Genomic DNA, 16,865 nt, shown 5'->3' with positions numbered 1-16,865 from the left:
CCGCGGCGTCCGATGCCAGGAGGTGAAAGCGCACGCAGTCACCGATCCGATCCTGCTGTCAGCTCGTCGCAACAACCCGATGCCGGGCGAGGACCTCGCGTTCACCGTCGGTGATGGGTCGCGGACGCTCGGTCGCCTGGTCGAACCCGACCAGGACCGCGTCGCCGCGGGCACACACGCCACCGTTGCGGTCGAGCACCGTATGCCTGAGCGTGTAGGAGGTGTTTCCCACATGCAGGGCGATGATCTCGATCGTGAGCGGGCCCGACTCGTCCTTGATGGGTCTCAGGAACTCGACGTCCATTTTCCTCACGGCGATCGCACCCCGCCTCAGTTCACCGGACTGCAGGAACTTGATCCGCCCTTCCTGCATGTACTCGACGACCTTGGTGTTGTTGACATGTCCGAGCCGATCCGAATCCGCCCAGCGGACCTCGATCTGCGCCCGGTAGGGCTCGACCGAGTCGCCGGGCACGGACCGCTCAGTCACGCGTCAGCTTCCGGTGGGTGACCCGGTGCGGACGTGCCGCGTCGGCACCGAGACGCTCGACCTTGTTCGCCTCGTATGCTTCGAAGTTGCCTTCGAACCAGAACCATTTGCCCTCTTCGACGTTCCCTTCCCACGCCAGGATGTGGGTACAGGTGCGGTCGAGGAACCAACGGTCGTGGGAGATCACGACAGCGCAACCCGGGAACTGCTGGAGCGCGTTCTCGAGCGAGCTCAGGGTCTCGACGTCGAGGTCGTTGGTCGGCTCGTCGAGCAGGATCAGGTTGCCTCCCTCTTTGAGGGTCAGCGCCAGGTTCAGGCGGTTGCGCTCACCACCGGAGAGCACCTCGGCCTTCTTCTGCTGGTCCGGCCCCTTGAACCCGAAGGCGGAAACATACGCGCGGGACGGCATCTCGTTCTGGCCGACCTCGATGAAGTCGAGTCCGTCGGAGACCACTTCGAACACCGTCTTCTTCGGGTCGATGTTCGCGCGGGACTGGTCGACGTAGCTGAGCTTGACCGTCTCGCCGACCTTGACGGTGCCGCTGTCGGGCTCTTCGAGGCCGACGATGGTCTTGAACAGCGTGGTCTTTCCGACACCGTTGGGACCGATGACACCGACGATGCCGTTACGCGGCAGCGTGAAAGACAGGTCCTTGATAAGGACGCGGCCGTCGAATCCCTTGTCCAGATGCTCGACCTCGACGACGACATTCCCCAGGCGCGGAGGCGTCGGGATCTGAATTTCCTCGAAGTCCAGTTTGCGGTGCTTCTCGGCTTCGGTCGCCATCTCCTCGTAGCGAGCGAGACGCGCCTTGTTCTTCGTCTGCCGGGCCTTCGCACCGGAGCGGACCCACTCGAGCTCCTCCTTGAGGCGCTTCTGCAGCTTCTGATCCTTCTTGCCCTGGACCTCGAGGCGCTCGGCCTTCTTCTCCAGGTAGGTCGAGTAGTTGCCCTCGTAGGGGTGCAGCTTGCCGCGGTCGACCTCACAGATCCACTGGGCCACGTGATCGAGGAAGTACCGGTCGTGGGTCACGGCCAGGACTGCGCCGGGGTACGTCGCGAGGAACTGCTCGAGCCACAGCACCGACTCGGCGTCGAGGTGGTTGGTGGGCTCATCGAGGAGCAGCAGGTCGGGCTTGCTCAGCAGCAGCTTGCACAGCGCGACACGGCGGCGCTCACCACCTGAAAGATGGGTGACAGGCTCGTCCGGCGGCGGGCAGCGCAGCGCATCCATGGCCTGCTCGAGCTGCGAGTCGATGTCCCATGCGTTGGCGTGGTCGAGCTCCTCCTGCAGCTTGCCCATCTCGTCCATGAGCTCGTCCGAGTAGTCGGTCGCCATGAGCTCGGCGATCTCGTTGAACCGGTCGAGCTTGACCTTGATCTCGCCGAGGCCCTCCTCGACGTTCTGCTTCACCGTCTTCTCCTCGTTGAGCGGGGGCTCCTGCAGCAGGATGCCGACGGTCGCCTCCGGATCGAGGAATGCCTCGCCGTTGCTGGGCTGGTCCAGACCCGCCATGATCTTGAGGATCGACGACTTACCCGCGCCGTTGGGCCCGACGACACCGATCTTCGCGCCCGGGTAGAAGCTCATGGTGACGTCATCGAGGATGACCTTGTCACCGTGCGCCTTGCGCACCTTCTTCATTGTGTATATGAACTCCGCCATGGCGACCAGCGTATCCGTCTCGCGCGCAGATCCCATATCCTGCGGTTCTGCCTGCGCCCCGGCATAGCCGAAGGCGACATTCATGCAGTTCAGCGCACCCGAGATGACATCGGGCCACGAGGCCGTAGGTCAGGGTGCGGTGAACAGGTCCGCGACGAACGGTGTGGTGTCGGGCAGCGACGCAGCCATCGTCTCCGAATGCCCCGTCGGGTAGGTCCGGAACAGCGGTGCTGCACCCCCGGCGGTCAGGTCGGCGGCGAGCTTGAACGACAACGGAGCCGGCACCATCGTGTCGCGTAGCCCCTGGGCGAGGAACATCGGCCGGTCGAATCTCGTGACGGGAACACCGAGGTAGTCGATGAACGCGGCACGGAAGCGGTCGTCGGAGAGCGGTCTCGTCAGCAGGTCGCCGATGCCCACGCCCGCGTAGCGCTCGGTCAACTCGTCGTAGCAGAGGTCCTCGGCCGCGGCGAGCACCTCACGACCGGTATCGGTGAGATAGCTGTCCAGGTTCAGGTCCGGGTCCGCGTCACGGAGCCCGGCGAAGATGTAGGCACTGAACGTGGTGAGGCCGTCGAGACCGAGACCGAGATCGGGGAATCCGGGGAAACCGAGAGGGAAGACCAGTTCAAGATTGGACGGTGCACCGGTGGTCACCGTGCCGAGGAAGTCGAGTTCGGGCGCACGGGTGGTCGCGAGGTGCGCGGTGTGGAGCGCGGCGTGGCCACCCTGCGACTGTCCGACCACGACCCACTCGGCAGACACATTCGGCTCGGCTGTGCGAGCGGCGCGAACGAGGTCGACGATACTGTTCGCGGCGCTCTGTCCGTCCAGATAACGGTGCAGTCCCTCACTCCCCAGCCCGGGGTAATCCGCTGCCACCACCGCGTAGCCCTGCCCCAGCCAGTGGTCGAGGTAAGCAGTGTCGCGGGCACTGCGCGGGTTACGCGATGGGGCACAGGAATCCGACAGTCCCGTCGTGCCATGCGCCCACGCGAGTGTCGGCCACCCACCCTCGGGTGCCTCACCGGGCGGTAAGAACAGCACACCCGTACCGACCGTGTCCGCCCCGGAACGCCATTGCGTCCGGTAGGTGATCTTCCGAATGCTCGAGGCACCGGGCACCGACAGTTCGTCGGCCGGCGATTCCACCGAGACGACGGCACCGGGCGCTTCCTGTGCGTGAGCCGGTGGTGCAGCCACCACGGCGGCGGCGAGTAGAACACACATCACGATGCCGGTGACGGTCGGTGTCACCCGCCGGCGCACAGCAGGTGCGCTCATCCTATTTCGGCTCGACACACCGAGCACAATACGTGCTACACAGGCCGGTTCGTCTGCTTCGGTGAACACGTCCCGATTGAGGCCTCGGGTTGTGGGTAATCAGCGCGTATGACACAGCCGCCTTCCATCACACCTACACCGTCCGAAGATCGGTTGCACCGCACTGATCACCTCCGTGTCGTCGTGGTGGCGGTGAGCTCGGTTGTAGCCGTGGCCGGGTCATTCTTCGGCTCCGGCGCTGTGGCAGGCACACCGGTATCGGAGGCCGCAGGCGGCGCGCTGGGATCCGACGCCACAGCCGTTGCCCCCGGTGGCGCCGCCTTTTCGATCTGGACGCTCATCTATCTCGGGCTTCTCGCGCTCGCCGTGTGGCAGGCACTGCCGGCCCACCACGCCGACTCCCGCCAGAGGACCCTGGGATGGTGGATCGCTGGGTCGATGATTCTCAACGCCGCGTGGATTCTCGCGATCCAGTTCGACCTGCTCTGGGTGAGTGTGGTCGTGATAGCGGTGCTCCTCGCGCTACTCGTTCGCATCTTTCTCGGCCTGAGCCACTCCGAACCCGCGAGCACGTTGGAAGCGGTGGTCGTCGACGGCACCATGTTCCTGTATCTGGGCTGGGTCATGGTTGCGACCGTCGCCAATACGGCGGCCGCCCTGAACTCCGACGGCCTCGATCCGTTCGGATGGGGTGCCGACGCATGGGCCGTCATCGTGCTCGGTGTGGTCGCGGCGGTGTCGGTGCTGGTGGCTTTCGCAGGCCGCGGGCGACTGGCCGTAGCCGCAGCGACAGCGTGGGGCCTGATCTGGATCGCCATCGCCCGAACCGGCGAGGGCGGGCTGGTTTCGACGCCCGCTGCGGTGGCTGCGTCGGTCGCGGCGGCAGTCGCAGTGGTTGCCGCGGTGGCTGTCCGACTCTCGACCCGCAGCCGTCGAGCGGACTGACCGCTATCTGTTCTCCCGGTCCCGTCGCGCCAGTTCGGCGAACATCGCATTGTGCGCGGCCAGATCTGCATCGTCGTCGCGATCGGCGGCGCGGTCCACGCGACGCGCCGTGCGTTCGTCACTGTTCGACCACTGCACCAGGAGCGCGATCATCACGAGTACGAGCGGAATTTCCCCGGCCGACCACGCGATACTGCCACCAACTTTCTGATCCGAGAACAGATCGGCGTTCCACGGCAGGGCCAGCCCGCGATAATAGGGCTCGGCCATGACCGAACCCATGCTCATCAGCGTCACGCCGAAGAACGCGTGGAACGGCAGTGACCCGAACACCATCGCCAGCTTCGTCACGGGCTGCACATCGCGTGGCGCCGGATCGACCCCGATCACTACCCAGTAGAAGAGGTAGCCGCTCAACAAGAAGTGCAGGTTCATCAGCACGTGCGCGGTGTGACTGTCGGCAAACGTGGTGAAGATCCCGCCCAAGTACAGGGCATAGAACCCGCCGACGAACATCACGGAGGCGACGAGCGGGTGGGTGAAGAAACGTGACGGGGGGCTGTGCAGAAACTCGAGGATCCATTCGCGCGGACCGGGAGGCGCACCGCGCCCTGCGGGCTTGAACGCACGCAACGCGAGCGTCATCGCACCGCCGAGTGCAAGCAGCACCGGAGTGAGCATCGACATCGCCATGTGGGCGCCCATATGGACACTGAACATGGCCGGCGAGTACATCCCGACACCGGAACTGGTCGTCACGAGCAGGACGAAGCATCCCGCGAACCACGCGATGGACCGACCGATCGGCCAGGTGTCGCCGCGCTTGCGAAGCGTCCACAGCCCGATCGCGTAACCGGCCGCGAGCACCAGCGCTGCCGTGCCGAAGATCAGATCGAAACGCCATTCACCGAAGAACAGGCTCATGAACGTGGGAGGTTCGCTGAGGTTGTAGCCGAGTTCCACCTCGAGTACCGAGGGTGGTGCCGCGGGCGCGGGCGGGGGCGTGCGTCCGAGTCCCACCGCCAGGCCGACGGTCGCGGCGAGGACGAGGGACTCGACCGCCGCGAACCGCACGAACGCGCCGCGGTTCGTCGGATCGGCTTCGAGGTCGGGTAACGCTCGCCGTCGCTGCGCCCAGCCGAAGATGCCGAGCACGACCAGAGCCACGGTCTTCGCGACCACCAGCCTGCCGTACGTAGTGGTGAACAAATCCTCGAACGGCACCCGCACCGCCGAATTGATCACACCGCTGATCGCCATGACCACGAACGCGATGGACGCCACGAACGAGAATCTCCGGGCAGCCAGGTCGGAGTGGTCACCTCTGCGCCAGGCGTGGGCGAGCACCGCGAACAGCCCGCCTGCCCATACCGACGCAGCCACCAGATGCAATACCAGGCTGTTCGTGGCCATATCGTGGGAGCCTCCGGTGGACGAGTGTCCCGTCAATGCGATCGGCATCAACGTCACGAGCGAGAGCAGCAGCAGATACGGAGTCCACGACCAGCGCAGGGCGAGCCGGATCAGGATCGCAGTGATCAACGCAAGCACCGTGGTCCAGGCCCATGCGAGGGACGTCTCGACCTGGCCGAGCGCCGAGAACAAGTTCTCAGGCCGGATCGCCTCGGCAAGCGGTTGGCCCGAGGTGTCCGACAGTGTCAACGGAACCATCAGCGCGGCTGTGACGGCCCACACCATCGCGGATACGCCAGCGGTCCGCACCGCGCGATATCCGCCGACGTCGAGGACCCCGTTCGCCTGCGGAGGCACGAGGAACGCGGCGAAGAACAACGATCCGATGGTCAGAACCGTCGCGATCTCCGACACCGCACGTACCATCGGCAGGCCGTAGGTGGTGAGCGGACCGGGGTCGGGAATGCCGAGCAGGACCAGCGCCTGCGCTGCCGACAGACCCACGACGATCGCCGCGACGATCGCCGCGACGATGCCGAAAAGGACGAACAGCGCCGAGGTGTTGCTGCGCGCAGAGGTCGGCGCGGGCTGCGGCGCCTCCTGCTCGAGATCCGGTGTTGCCATACCTACCAGGGTAGGACCTCGCTGAACCCGGCTACGACGCCCCGTCGGAGACTCGTGTCACCCGGCGATGCTCACTCACGACGCGATTCCCCGGGGTGACGACACCGTGATCGAAGGCATACACGATGGCGGCGGCGCGGTCGCGGAGATCGAGTTTGACGAAGATGTGGCCCACGTGACTCTTCACCGTCACACCGGCGATACCGAGTTCCTGCGCAATCTCCGCGTTACTGAATCCGCGCCCGATGAGTGCGAGCACATCGACTTCGCGAGCGGTCAGCTCGTCGAGCCCCGGGCTGCCGTTCCCCGTGGGCTGTGCGGCGGTGCGATAGGTGGAGAGCACACGACCGGTCACCGTGGGGTCGAGGAAGCCGTCACCCGACGCGACCCTCCGAACCGCGCGGATGAGATCCTCGGCCGGTGAGTCCTTGAGGATGAAGCCCTCCGCGCCCGCACGCAGGGCGCCGGACAGCAGTTCGTCGTCGTCGAACGTCGTGAGCACGAGCACCGGCGGTGAGGTCTCGAGGTATCGAAGCGCACGGGTCGCCTGGATTCCGTCGACGTTCTTCATTCTGATGTCCATGACGACGACGTCGGGGTTGTGTTCGACCACGGCCGAGGGTACCTCGGCGCCGTCGCCGCACTCGGCGACGATCACGAAGCCGTCCTTGCGACGGAGGATGCGTCGCAGGCCGGACCGTACGAGTTCTTGGTCGTCGACGAGGAGCACCCCGATCTCCGGGGCGGTCACGTCAGCCCCGGGATACGGCGCACGATCGGGCACGAATCTGCCGCGAGCGGGACACGAGCGTGTACAGACCACCCTCCGCCGTCCGGGCCGGCGCGCAGTTGACCGCCGAGCAGCGCCGCGCGCTGCCGCATGCCGCGCAGCCCCGAGCCCACCTCACCGCTCGGGGGCATCGCCGGGGTACGGAGGCCGTTGTGGATCTGCAGAGTCAGCACCTGTGCTCCGATCTCGAGCCGCACGTCCGTCTTCGCGGCGGGGGCATGTTTGACGATGTTGGCCAGCGATTCCTGGCAGATGCGGTAGATGCCGTGGCCGATGGCGCCGGGGGCCCCGTCCACGTCTCCCGACATCTCGAATGTCACGGGAAGACCCGCACGACGGAAGTCGTCGATCAATTCGGGGATGTCCCCGATCGTCGGTTCCGGCCGGGTACCCGAGGGCCCCGCATCGAGAAGACCCACTGTGCGCCGGATGTCGGCCATCGCTTCGCGCCCCAATCTTTCTGCGTCGGTCAGGGCATCGACGGCCTCGTCGATGTCGCGGTCCTGCTCCAGCGCGCGACGAGCAGCCGTCAGATGCAGCAGCGTGACACTCAACGAGTGCGCCACGACGTCGTGGACCTCGCGGGCGATGCGTTGGCGCTCGGAGGTCGCGGCCTGTTCGGCCTGGATCGCTTGCGAGGCGCGCTCCTGGTGCAGAAGGCGCAACTGGGTGAGGAGCAGGCGCCCGACGATCCACCCGAGCACGACGCCGCCGAGGTAGTACAGCACGCCCTCCAGATGACCGGCGAACGCGAACGCCGAGAGCGTTGCTGCGGCCGCGGCCAACGCCCCGACGCTGATCGAGAAGGGCGTCATGGCCGCGATCTCACCGACCATCAACACGAGAACGAGTGGGGCGAAATCGAAGGCCGTGTCCGGTGGCTGCACGAGCAGCAACGAGGTCGCCGCCAGCACCACGAGTCCCATGAGTAGTCGCACGAGCATCGAATCCGGTTCGATCGCGTCACCCAGGATCGGTGCTGTCGCGGCGATCAGCCCGAACAGGAGCACCCACCCCGGCGGCACGATCCCGTCACGCTGCGCCACCGCGATACCGGCGACGACGACCAACCCGATGTGGCCGAACAGCATCACACCGACCGGATAGTCGTAGCCGCTCGACGCAATACGACGACGGAGGTACGCCATCAATTCCACACGATCAGCGTAGGCGGAGAAATCCGCTTCGGCGTCGTTCCCGGAGCGGATTCCTTCTCCACCCACGGTAGGAGAGAAAGACTCGACGGTGGCACGACGAAACAGGGGCCGGATCTCCGTAGCGTTTCCTCGAAAGCAGCGAACGTACCGATTCAGGGGGTTGACGGGGATGTCCTGGGAAACATACAGAGCACGGCAGGCTGTACTCGATGACGTGCTCACCCGAGCACAACGAGATCTCGACGCGTCGCTCCGGTTCGATGAGATCCCCCGCGCGATGGAGCTTTTCGGATCCGGAGACAACGTCCTGCTCACCTTGCAGCGTCATTGGACCACGCACCTCGCCGTCCGCCTCGATCAAGCGCTCGAGGACGGCACATCGCTGGACGCGGCATACGTCCGGCTGGCAGACGATATGCCGATGGTTCGAGCAGTCCTCGACGCAGGCACTCGCATGTCACCGGCGTTGCGAAATGTTCGACGCGGTGAGGTCGCAATGATCGATGCCCACAAGGCAATCGAGCACAACACAACGCGCACACACGGCGTACTCCGCAGACTCTGCGAACGGGCGGCAGCGGTGAAAGCACCGGCGGCACCCATGACCACGGCAAGCCTGTGGGCAGGTAACTACGCGTGGAGGTGAGACCGAGCGCAGCGACGCCTACGACACCGCAATCCGCTCGAACGGCGATGTCCGGAGTCTCGCGAACTGCGCACCGGCGACGACATCGATCGCGTCGTGCAGGGCAGTTAGAGTGTCTGCAGGTAGCAGCGCGTCGCAGTGCGGCAGGGCCGCAGTCATCGACCCTGTTGCCGGGGTGAAATCGCGCAGACCCGCACGCGGGTTGAGCCACACCACCCGGTGCGCGCGGCGACGGATCTGTCTCATCACGTGCGCCAGGTCGTCGGGATCGTCGCTGTCCCACCCATCCGACGCGATCACGACGATCGCGCCGCGCAGCACGTGGCCACGATGTGAGCGGAGGACGGAGGACAGCGATCCCGCGATGCGGGTCCCGCCGAAACGCGTATCGACGCGGTCGTTGAGGGCGTCGATCACCTGCTCGACGGATCGGTTCTTCAACGTCGGTGTCAACCGGGTCGCTGTGGTCGAGAACGCGAAGACCTCGGCGTCGACAGTGCGCACGACGACGCGCATGAGGTGTAGATAGATATCGGCGTAGACGCGCATCGAGCGGCTGACGTCGCAGAACAACACAAGTCTTCTGCGACGCCGCGCAGACCGGGCACGAACGAGCCGTACCGGCTCGTACCCCGTGTGTCGTGACGCCGCGATGGTCGCGCGCAGCTCGAGTCGTCCGCTGTGATGCGATTCGCGGCGGCGTCCGACCCGGGTCGGCCACGTCACCGCAGCGTGCTCGAGCCACGAGGTGATCTCAGCGACGCGAGCGGGGTCGAGGTCGGAAAACCGCTGATCAGCGCGCACGACGAGCGCACTGGGGATCCGGTCTCCGGGCCTGGTACCGTCCCGCGACGGCCTCTCCCCCAAGGCGCCGGTCACAGTGCGAGTCACCCACGGCACATCGCCACCCCCGTCGGCGCGTCCACCGACGATGGACGACGAACTCGTCGGCGGCCGATCGTGCCCGCCCTCGTGGAGTCCCGCACGGCGAGCGTGCGGATCCAGCGGCACGACACCGTGATCGAACACCGCCGCGAACACGGCGTCGAACCTCTCGAGGTTGTCGCGTCGATCCACGAGGGTGAGCCGCGCTGTCCAGTACAGCTGCGAACGAGTACGCGGAGGTTGCAGACGCAGCGCACGCGTGAGAGTCGCGGCACCATCGACCGTGACGGGGATGCCGGATCGGCGAAGCCGATCGGCGAGCCCCACCGCGAATGCCGCCAGATCGATACCCGGGAGGAGAAAAGCGGTCACGGTGCGCCGGCCACCAAGAAGTCGGTGAACGCCTCCACCACGACGTCGCGATCGTCGGGGGTCTTGGCGAGCGCCGCCAACGACACACCGGCGCCGGGACGCGCCAGATCCGAGACACCGAGAGCCGAGAGCGCGGACACCCAGTCGATGGTCTCCGCGATGCCGGGTGCCTTGTCCAGGTCGAGTGCGCGCACGGTCGCAACGAAATCGGTGGCCCGCTCGATCAGCGCTGCACTGGCCTCCGGGACTGTGCGCCGCAGAATCGCGACGGCACGCTCACGGTCCGGATAGTCGATCCAGTGATACAGGCAGCGCCTCCGCAACGCGTCGTGCAGATCGCGACTGCGGTTGGACGTCAGCACCACCACCGGTCGCTGTGCAGCAGTGAGTGTTCCCAGTTCCGGTACGGTGACGGTGAATTCACCGAGGAACTCGAGCAGGAGAGCCTCGAATTCGTCGTCGGCACGGTCGATCTCGTCTACGAGCAGAACAGCCGGAGCGTCACCTCGATGTCTGACGCACTGCAGGATCGGGCGCTCGAGCAAGTATTCCTCGGTGTACAGATCGTCTTCCGTCGGCGTGGTCCCGTGCGCTTCGGCAAGCCGAATCGCAAGCATTTGACGTCGATAGTTCCAGTCGTACAACGCTTCCGAGATCGACAGTCCCTCGTAGCACTGCAATCGGATCAGTGGACTCCCCAGGATCTCTGCGAGCACCTTCGCCGCCGTGGTCTTGCCGACACCGGGTTCCCCCTCGAGAAGCAGCGGCCGGCCAAGTTCGACCGCCAGATACATCGCGCTCGCAGTGCCCTCGTCGAGGAGATGGTCACGAGCATCGAATCGTGCGACGACATCGCCGACGTCGTCGAAGGCCCCAGGTCGGGTCGGGTCGGTCACGCTGCGTGTTCCTTCTGGTAGGCGCGTCGGCAACCGGGGCAGCAGAACCACACGTCGGTGTCTGCGACGACGAGGTGTGGCGTCGAGTCCGTCACCGTCACCGTCATCCCGCACACCGGGTCGACTGAGGTCCGTGTCGCCGAACGAACCGTACGCGGCACCCGGCCGAGTTCGCCGCTACGCACCACCCGCACGATGTCGGTGACGATGGACAGCCCTATCTCCGCGGCGGTGCGCGCCCCGACATCGAGTCCCGCGGGGGTATGGATCCGGGCGCGTTCATCGGAGGTCAGCTCGAGCTCGTCGAGGACGGCGGCACCGCGTGTCCGGCTTGCGACGAGTCCGATGTACCCGGCGCCGACATCGAGCGCGCTGCGGATCACACCTGCTTCGTCGCCGCCGTGCATCGCAAGGATCACGACCGACGCGCCCGGCGGAACGAAGGATTGGTGTATCGCTTCGACCGTGTACCCGACCCGGCGGGCGAAGTCCTCAACCGCCTGCGCCACCGGAGATGTGCCGGACACGGCGACCAGCGTGGGCGGCAGCTGCGGCTCGAGGAAGATCTCCATCGCCCCGCCCGACATGCAGGGGTTGACCGCAATCGTCGCACCCGGCGTCTCGGGAAATCCTTCCGATTCGGCGGGCACTACCCGCAGAAGCAGGCTTTCGCCTCGGTCGAGCACCTGCTGAGCGGCGGCACGCACCGACGACTCGGTGCACTGCCCGCCCACGAATCCTTCGATCGTGCCGTCTAGGAGAACGAGCGCGCAATCGCCGGAGTGCGCCGAGGTCGGTGGCTGCGCCCGCACCACGGTCGCCCGAACGAACGGGAGCCGTTTCTCGTGCAACTGTGTCTCACGGATGCTCAGATCCATGCCCGCTTCTCCTCTCGCTCCCGGACGGTTCATCAGATCGGGGGTGCCGCCCGCCCCTGCATCGCTTCCCACACCCGCGACGGGGTCAGGGGCATGTCTGCGTGCCTGATCCCGAGCGGCTTCAACGCATCCAGCACCGCGTTGACGATGGCGGGCGGCGAACCGACCGTCGCGGATTCACCGATTCCCTTCGCACCGATCGGATGGTGCGGCGACGGGGTGACGGTGTGCCCGGTCTCCAGTGCCGGGACCTCGAGCGCAGTGGGGATCAGATAGTCCATGAACGAGCCACCGAGGCACGTGCCGTTCTCGTCGAACGCGATCATCTCCATGAGGGCCATTCCGATGCCGTCGACGATGCCGCCGTGCACCTGGCCCTCGATGATCATCGGGTTGATCCGGGTGCCGCAGTCGTCGACCGCGAGGAATCGACGGACCGTCACCTCGGCCGTGCCGGGATCGATGTCGACGACGCAGAAGTATGCACCGTATGGATAGGTGAGATTCTCCGGGTTGTAACAGATCTGGGCTTCGAGACCACCCTCGAGCCCTTCGGGGAGATCGCCGGCACCGTGCGCACGCATCGCGATGTCCTGGATCGTCACGGCCGCGGACGGGTCACCCTTGACGTGGAACGAGCCTTTCTCCCACTCCAGGTCGGCGACGGAAACCTCGAGCATGCCCGATGCGATGATCTTCGCCTTGTCTCGTACCTTGCGGGCGACGAGGGCGGCGGCCGCACCCGATACCGGGGTGGATCGGCTTCCGTAGGTGCCGAGACCGAACGGGGTGTTGTCGGTGTCTCCGTGAACGACATCGATGTCCTCGGGAGGGATGCCGATCTCCTCAGCGACGATCTGCGCGAAGGTGGTCTCGTGTCCCTGCCCCTGGCTCTGTACCGACAGCCGCACCACTGCTTTACCGGTGGGGTGGACACGCAGTTCGCAGCCGTCGGCCATGCCTAGTCCGAGGATGTCCATGTCCTTGCGGGGGCCGGCGCCGACTGCTTCGGTGAAGAACGCCATGCCGATACCCATGAGTTCGCCGCGGGAACGCCGCTCTGCCTGTTCGCGCCGCAGGTCCTCGTAGCCGATCATGTCCATGGCCTTGCGCATCGTTGTCTCGTAGTCGCCCGAGTCGTACTTCCAGCCGGTCTTGCTGGTGTACGGGAACTGGTCGGGCCGCAGCAGGTTCTTCAGCCGTAGCTCCGCCGGATCCATCCCGAGGTCGAATGCGAGGCAGTCGACGAGTCGTTCGACGAAGTACACGGCCTCAGTGATCCGGAACGAACACGCGTACGCGACCCCGCCGGGCGCCTTGTTCGTGTAGACGGCCGTCATGTGGCAGTAGGCCGCGTCGATGTCGTAGCTTCCGGTGAACACGCCGAAGAACCCGGCCGGATACTTCACTGGCGCGGCGGTGGCATTGAAGGCGCCGTGATCAGCGAGGACCCGCGAACGGATCGCAAGGATCCTGCCTTCCTCGGTCGCCGCGATCTCGCCGACCATGATGTAGTCACGCGCGAAGCCCGTACTCATCAGGTTCTCGCTGCGATCCTCCATCCACTTGACGGGCTTGCCCAGGATCAGTGATGCGACGATCGCACCCACGTAACCGGGGTAGATCGGCACCTTGTTGCCGAAACCACCGCCGATGTCGGGTGAGATCACCTGAATCTTGTGTTCGGGCAGGCCGGCGACCAGCGCATACAGCGTGCGATGGGCATGCGGTGCCTGGGATGTCGACCAGAGTGTCAGCTTTCCGGTGACCCGGTTGTAGTCGGCTACGGCACCGCAGGTCTCCATCGGCGCAGGATGCACTCGCGGGTAGACGATCTCCTGACGGGTGATGACGTCGGCTCGCGCGAACACCGCATCGGTCGCTGCAGCATCACCGGCTTCCCAGTCGAAGCAGTGGTTGTCGGTCTTGCCGTCGAGGTCGTCCCGGATGACGGGCACATCGGGCGAGAGAGCAGTGCGGACATCGACGACCGGATCGAGGATGTCGTAGTCGACATCGATGAGCTCGAGCGCATCGCGGGCCGAGTAGCGGTCCTCGGCGACGACGAACGCAACTTCCTGTCCGTGGAACCGCACCTTGTCGGTGGCGAGGACCGCCTGGACGTCGTTCGACAGGGTCGGCATCCACGCCAGGCCCTTCTCTGCGAGGTCGGCGCCGGTGATGACAGCCTTGACCAACGGATGCGCCAATGCCGCGGCAGTGTCGATCCCGGTGATCCGGGCATGCGCGACCGGAGAGCGCAACACCGCGAGATGCAGCATGCCCGGCAGCTGGACATCGTCGACGTAGTGTCCCTGGCCCCGGATGAACCGGGGGTCCTCCTTGCGGAGCATGCGGCCGTGCCCGCAGGGCTTGTGGTCGTTGTCCTCTGTCACCGGGGCTTCGAAGCCGGGATCGACGGTGGTCATGAGGTGGCCCCCGCGTTCTGTGACGAGTGAGCATCCTGGGCTGTGTGCTCGGCCGCCCATCGCACCGAGCGCACGATCGTGGTGTAGCCGGTGCACCGGCAGATCTGTCCGGAGATCGCCTTGCGGATCGTGGCTTCGTCCGGGTCGGGGTCGCGGTCGAGCAACGCACGGGCAGTGATCATCATGCCCGGCGTGCAGAAGCCGCATTGGAGTCCATGACACTGCATGAATCCCTCCTGCACCGGGTCGAGAATTCCGTCCTGCTCGAGGCCTTCGACAGTCCCGACCTCGTGGCCGGAAGCCATCACAGCGAGCGTCGTGCACGACTTGACGGGCTCACCGTCCACAGCAACGACACACGTCCCGCAATTGCTGGTGTCACAGCCCCAGTGGGTTCCGGTCAGCCCCAGATGGTCGCGGAGGAAATGCACGAGCAGCGTGCGTGGTTCGACGTCGGCCTCGACGTCTTCACCATTGACGGTCATCGAGATTCTCATCGACGTCGATTCCCTTCGAACAAGTCGAGTCGTTCGGCCGCACGGCGCAGTGTCCGTACGGTCAGCTCCGAGGCGAGGTGCCGCTTGTATTCGGCGGTGCCACGCTGGTCGGATTCCGGCGAGCAGGCAGACGATGCAAGTGCTCCGGCGTCACGGAAAAGCTCTTCCGCCGGGGCCCTGCCGCGAAGCAGATCTCCGATCGCAGCGAGGGCGTCGTCATCGGCGCGGACTGCCGTGAGTCCGATGCGGACGTCGGAGAACACGCCATCGGCCATCCACACCGCAGCGCCGACCGCAGCGACGGCCCAGTCGCCTGCGCGACGCTCCACCTTCGCGTAGGCGCTCGAGCAGGGCCCCTTACGTGGCAAGCGGATCTCGACGAGAAGCTCGTTCGGAGCCACCGCTGTTTCATATGGGCCGAGATGGAACTCTGCGAACGGCAACTCACGCACTCCCGACGGGCCGCGGAGGACACACCTGGCGTCGGACACCGAGCACACCGTGGACAGATCCTCGGCAGGGTCGGCCTGACACAGCGAGCCGCCGATCGTGCCGCGGTTGCGCACCACCGGATCGGCGATGACCTTCTCGGCGTCCCGGAAGATCGGGAAGACCTCGGCAAGGTCGTCGGACTCGAGCAGCGTGCGATGACGGGTGAGCGCGCCGATCCGGACCACGTCGGGCTCGATCTCCACATAATCGAGCTCGCCGCCGAGATCGTTGATGTCGATCAGATGCTGTGGATCGGCGAGCCTGAGCTTCATCATCGGCAGGAGGCTGTGCCCGCCCGCGATGACTCGGGACTCCTCACCCAACCGGTCCAGCAGCGCTATCGCGTGCTCGACGCCGGTAGCGCGCTCGTAGTCGAATGGGCCCGGAACCTGCATGTTTCACTCCCCACTGGTGTGAACCCCGCCACATCGAACATGCGATGTGTACGCCATCTCCCCCGTGATGCCCAGGGTAGCGCCGACGTGGCATTTCAGAGCCGAAATCGGACTTTTACGACTCACTTTCGTGCAGTCCCGACGAAGAACCAGAACGGCCACTCCCCGAGAGCGTCCGAAGCCACCGACCGAGCCGGGACAGAGATCGGGACTCACCCTGATGTGCTCACACACGACTGCGAATACCGTAGAAGCAGTAACCTCCGTGACCCGACAGGAGTATCACCGCCCCCCATGGACGTGATCAACGAATTCATCATCGGCCAGGCAGCAGCCCTGTGGGTCTATCCACTCTTGTTCTTCGTCTGCATCATCGACGGTTTCTTCCCTCCGGTGCCGAGCGAGACCATCCTGGTCACCCTCGCGTCACTCTCGGGTTCCACGGGCAAGCCCTATTTGTGGGCGGTCATTCCTCTCGCAGCACTGGGCGCAATCGTCGGCGACAACATCGCTTACACGATCGGACGGAAGGTCGGCACCGAGAGGTTCGGGTGGATGCGCAAACCCAGAGCCCGAGCAGCGTTCGCCTGGGCACGCAAGGGCCTCGACAAGCGCGGCGCCGCGATCATCATCACGGCTCGGTACGTCCCGATCGGCCGGATCGCGGTGAACATGACCGCAGGCGCGACGCGCTACCCACGCAAGAAATTCGTGCCGCTGACCATCATCGGAGGAATCACCTGGGCGGTGTACTCGTCGATGATGGGTCGACTCGTGGGCGGCTTCTTCCACGAGCAACCGCTCCTCGGCGCGGCGGTCTCGATCTGCGTCGCGGTACTGCTCGGCATCGGGGTCGACCACGTGATGCAAAGGCTGCAGAGCAGCAAGGCAGATGCGAGCGACGACGACGCGGCGCCGTTTCACGACGCCAGCGAGACCGGCGACGTCGGGGATTCCGGAGAACCGGGACCCACCCGCACCCTGTAGTCGACCCTGCCTGCACCCG

The 16,865-nt window shown here is 65.7% G+C and carries 15 protein-coding genes; 3 read left to right on the top strand and 12 right to left on the bottom strand.

The window, feature by feature from the left end:
* Nucleotides 1-58 precede the first annotated feature (58 nt).
* The 3 genes from ACTDXD_RS21195 to ACTDXD_RS21185 form a co-directional block, all read right to left on the bottom strand.
* The gene (locus tag ACTDXD_RS21195; protein WP_440124205.1) at nt 59-490 is read right to left on the bottom strand and encodes an acyl-CoA thioesterase; all 432 of its coding nucleotides are present in this window, start codon (nt 488-490) and stop codon (nt 59-61) included.
* The gene (gene ettA / locus ACTDXD_RS21190) at nt 483-2,156 is read right to left on the bottom strand and encodes an energy-dependent translational throttle protein EttA (RefSeq protein WP_440124204.1); all 1,674 of its coding nucleotides are present in this window, start codon (nt 2,154-2,156) and stop codon (nt 483-485) included. The genes ACTDXD_RS21195 and ettA overlap by 8 nt, the downstream gene beginning before the upstream one ends.
* A 129-nt stretch (nt 2,157-2,285) precedes the next feature.
* Nucleotides 2,286-3,386: a lipase family protein gene (locus ACTDXD_RS21185; protein ID WP_440127738.1), complete on the bottom strand. Its 1,101-nt coding sequence runs from the start codon at nt 3,384-3,386 to the stop codon at nt 2,286-2,288.
* A 162-nt stretch (nt 3,387-3,548) separates the two neighbouring features.
* Here ACTDXD_RS21185 and ACTDXD_RS21180 point away from each other — a divergent pair, with 162 nt between their 5' ends.
* Nucleotides 3,549-4,385 carry a tryptophan-rich sensory protein gene (locus ACTDXD_RS21180; RefSeq protein ID WP_440124203.1) on the top strand — a complete coding sequence of 279 codons (837 nt, stop codon included), beginning with the start codon at nt 3,549-3,551 and terminating at the stop codon, nt 4,383-4,385.
* Nucleotides 4,386-4,388: 3 nt separating this feature from the next.
* Here ACTDXD_RS21180 and ACTDXD_RS21175 read toward each other — a convergent pair whose 3' ends face one another.
* The 3 genes from ACTDXD_RS21175 to ACTDXD_RS21165 are packed head-to-tail and all read right to left on the bottom strand — an operon-like array spanning nt 4,389 to nt 8,435.
* On the bottom strand, nt 4,389-6,422 hold the full coding sequence (locus tag ACTDXD_RS21175) for a cytochrome c oxidase assembly protein (RefSeq protein WP_440124202.1): 2,034 nt from the start codon (nt 6,420-6,422) through the stop codon (nt 4,389-4,391).
* Between the two features lie 31 nt (nt 6,423-6,453).
* Nucleotides 6,454-7,173, bottom strand: a complete 720-nt coding sequence (locus tag ACTDXD_RS21170; protein WP_440124201.1) for a response regulator — start codon at nt 7,171-7,173, stop codon at nt 6,454-6,456.
* Nucleotides 7,170-8,435 carry a sensor histidine kinase gene (locus ACTDXD_RS21165; RefSeq protein ID WP_440124200.1) on the bottom strand — a complete coding sequence of 422 codons (1,266 nt, stop codon included), beginning with the start codon at nt 8,433-8,435 and terminating at the stop codon, nt 7,170-7,172. Before ACTDXD_RS21165 ends, ACTDXD_RS21170 begins: the two co-directional genes overlap by 4 nt.
* Before the next feature lie 103 nt (nt 8,436-8,538).
* Here ACTDXD_RS21165 and ACTDXD_RS21160 point away from each other — a divergent pair, with 103 nt between their 5' ends.
* Nucleotides 8,539-9,015: a hypothetical protein gene (locus ACTDXD_RS21160; protein WP_440124199.1), complete on the top strand. Its 477-nt coding sequence runs from the start codon at nt 8,539-8,541 to the stop codon at nt 9,013-9,015.
* 18 nt (nt 9,016-9,033) lie between these two features.
* Here the strand turns inward: ACTDXD_RS21160 and ACTDXD_RS21155 are convergent, their stop codons facing one another.
* Genes ACTDXD_RS21155 through ACTDXD_RS21130 form a run of 6 tightly spaced genes read right to left on the bottom strand, consistent with a single transcriptional unit; the run spans nt 9,034 to nt 15,859 of the window.
* Nucleotides 9,034-10,272 carry a vWA domain-containing protein gene (locus ACTDXD_RS21155; RefSeq protein WP_440124198.1) on the bottom strand — a complete coding sequence of 413 codons (1,239 nt, stop codon included), beginning with the start codon at nt 10,270-10,272 and terminating at the stop codon, nt 9,034-9,036.
* Nucleotides 10,269-11,168, bottom strand: coding sequence for an AAA family ATPase (locus ACTDXD_RS21150; RefSeq protein ID WP_440124197.1), 900 nt, complete (start codon nt 11,166-11,168; stop codon nt 10,269-10,271). Before ACTDXD_RS21150 ends, ACTDXD_RS21155 begins: the two co-directional genes overlap by 4 nt.
* Nucleotides 11,165-12,046 (bottom strand): XdhC family protein, encoded by an 882-nt coding sequence (locus ACTDXD_RS21145; RefSeq protein WP_440124196.1) that lies wholly within the window; start codon nt 12,044-12,046, stop codon nt 11,165-11,167. Before ACTDXD_RS21145 ends, ACTDXD_RS21150 begins: the two co-directional genes overlap by 4 nt.
* Nucleotides 12,047-12,078: 32 nt before the next feature.
* On the bottom strand, nt 12,079-14,475 hold the full coding sequence (locus ACTDXD_RS21140) for an aerobic carbon-monoxide dehydrogenase large subunit (RefSeq protein WP_440124195.1): 2,397 nt from the start codon (nt 14,473-14,475) through the stop codon (nt 12,079-12,081).
* On the bottom strand, nt 14,472-14,972 hold the full coding sequence (locus tag ACTDXD_RS21135; protein WP_440124194.1) for a (2Fe-2S)-binding protein: 501 nt from the start codon (nt 14,970-14,972) through the stop codon (nt 14,472-14,474). Before ACTDXD_RS21135 ends, ACTDXD_RS21140 begins: the two co-directional genes overlap by 4 nt.
* Nucleotides 14,969-15,859: an FAD binding domain-containing protein gene (locus ACTDXD_RS21130; RefSeq protein WP_440124193.1), complete on the bottom strand. Its 891-nt coding sequence runs from the start codon at nt 15,857-15,859 to the stop codon at nt 14,969-14,971. Before ACTDXD_RS21130 ends, ACTDXD_RS21135 begins: the two co-directional genes overlap by 4 nt.
* 294 nt (nt 15,860-16,153) lie before the next feature.
* Between ACTDXD_RS21130 and ACTDXD_RS21125 the strand changes: the two genes are divergently transcribed.
* Entirely contained in the window at nt 16,154-16,846 is a 693-nt protein-coding gene (locus ACTDXD_RS21125; protein ID WP_440124192.1) for a DedA family protein, read from the top strand.
* The last annotated feature ends 19 nt before the right edge of the window (nt 16,847-16,865 follow it).

Source organism: Rhodococcus sp. SJ-3 (genome assembly GCF_051918125.1).
In the GTDB taxonomy this organism is placed as follows: Bacteria; Actinomycetota; Actinomycetes; order Mycobacteriales; family Mycobacteriaceae; genus Rhodococcus.
The sequence above is the reverse complement of the archived record's forward strand: the minus strand, read 5'-3'. Positions and strand labels throughout refer to the sequence as shown.

Excerpts from the sequence above, each read along its gene's own strand:
- ettA (WP_440124204.1), bottom strand. The coding sequence starts at position 2,156 with ATGGCGGAGTTCATATACACAATGAAGAAGGTGCGCAAGGCGCACGGT.
- ACTDXD_RS21185 (WP_440127738.1), bottom strand. The coding sequence starts at position 3,386 with ATGTGTGTTCTACTCGCCGCCGCCGTGGTGGCTGCACCACCGGCTCAC.
- ACTDXD_RS21180 (WP_440124203.1), top strand. The coding sequence starts at position 3,549 with ATGACACAGCCGCCTTCCATCACACCTACACCGTCCGAAGATCGGTTG.
- ACTDXD_RS21175 (WP_440124202.1), bottom strand. The coding sequence starts at position 6,422 with ATGGCAACACCGGATCTCGAGCAGGAGGCGCCGCAGCCCGCGCCGACC.
- ACTDXD_RS21160 (WP_440124199.1), top strand. The coding sequence starts at position 8,539 with ATGTCCTGGGAAACATACAGAGCACGGCAGGCTGTACTCGATGACGTG.
- ACTDXD_RS21145 (WP_440124196.1), bottom strand. The coding sequence starts at position 12,046 with ATGGATCTGAGCATCCGTGAGACACAGTTGCACGAGAAACGGCTCCCG.
- ACTDXD_RS21140 (WP_440124195.1), bottom strand. The coding sequence starts at position 14,475 with ATGACCACCGTCGATCCCGGCTTCGAAGCCCCGGTGACAGAGGACAAC.
- ACTDXD_RS21135 (WP_440124194.1), bottom strand. The coding sequence starts at position 14,972 with ATGAGAATCTCGATGACCGTCAATGGTGAAGACGTCGAGGCCGACGTC.
- ACTDXD_RS21130 (WP_440124193.1), bottom strand. The coding sequence starts at position 15,859 with ATGCAGGTTCCGGGCCCATTCGACTACGAGCGCGCTACCGGCGTCGAG.
- ACTDXD_RS21125 (WP_440124192.1), top strand. The coding sequence starts at position 16,154 with ATGGACGTGATCAACGAATTCATCATCGGCCAGGCAGCAGCCCTGTGG.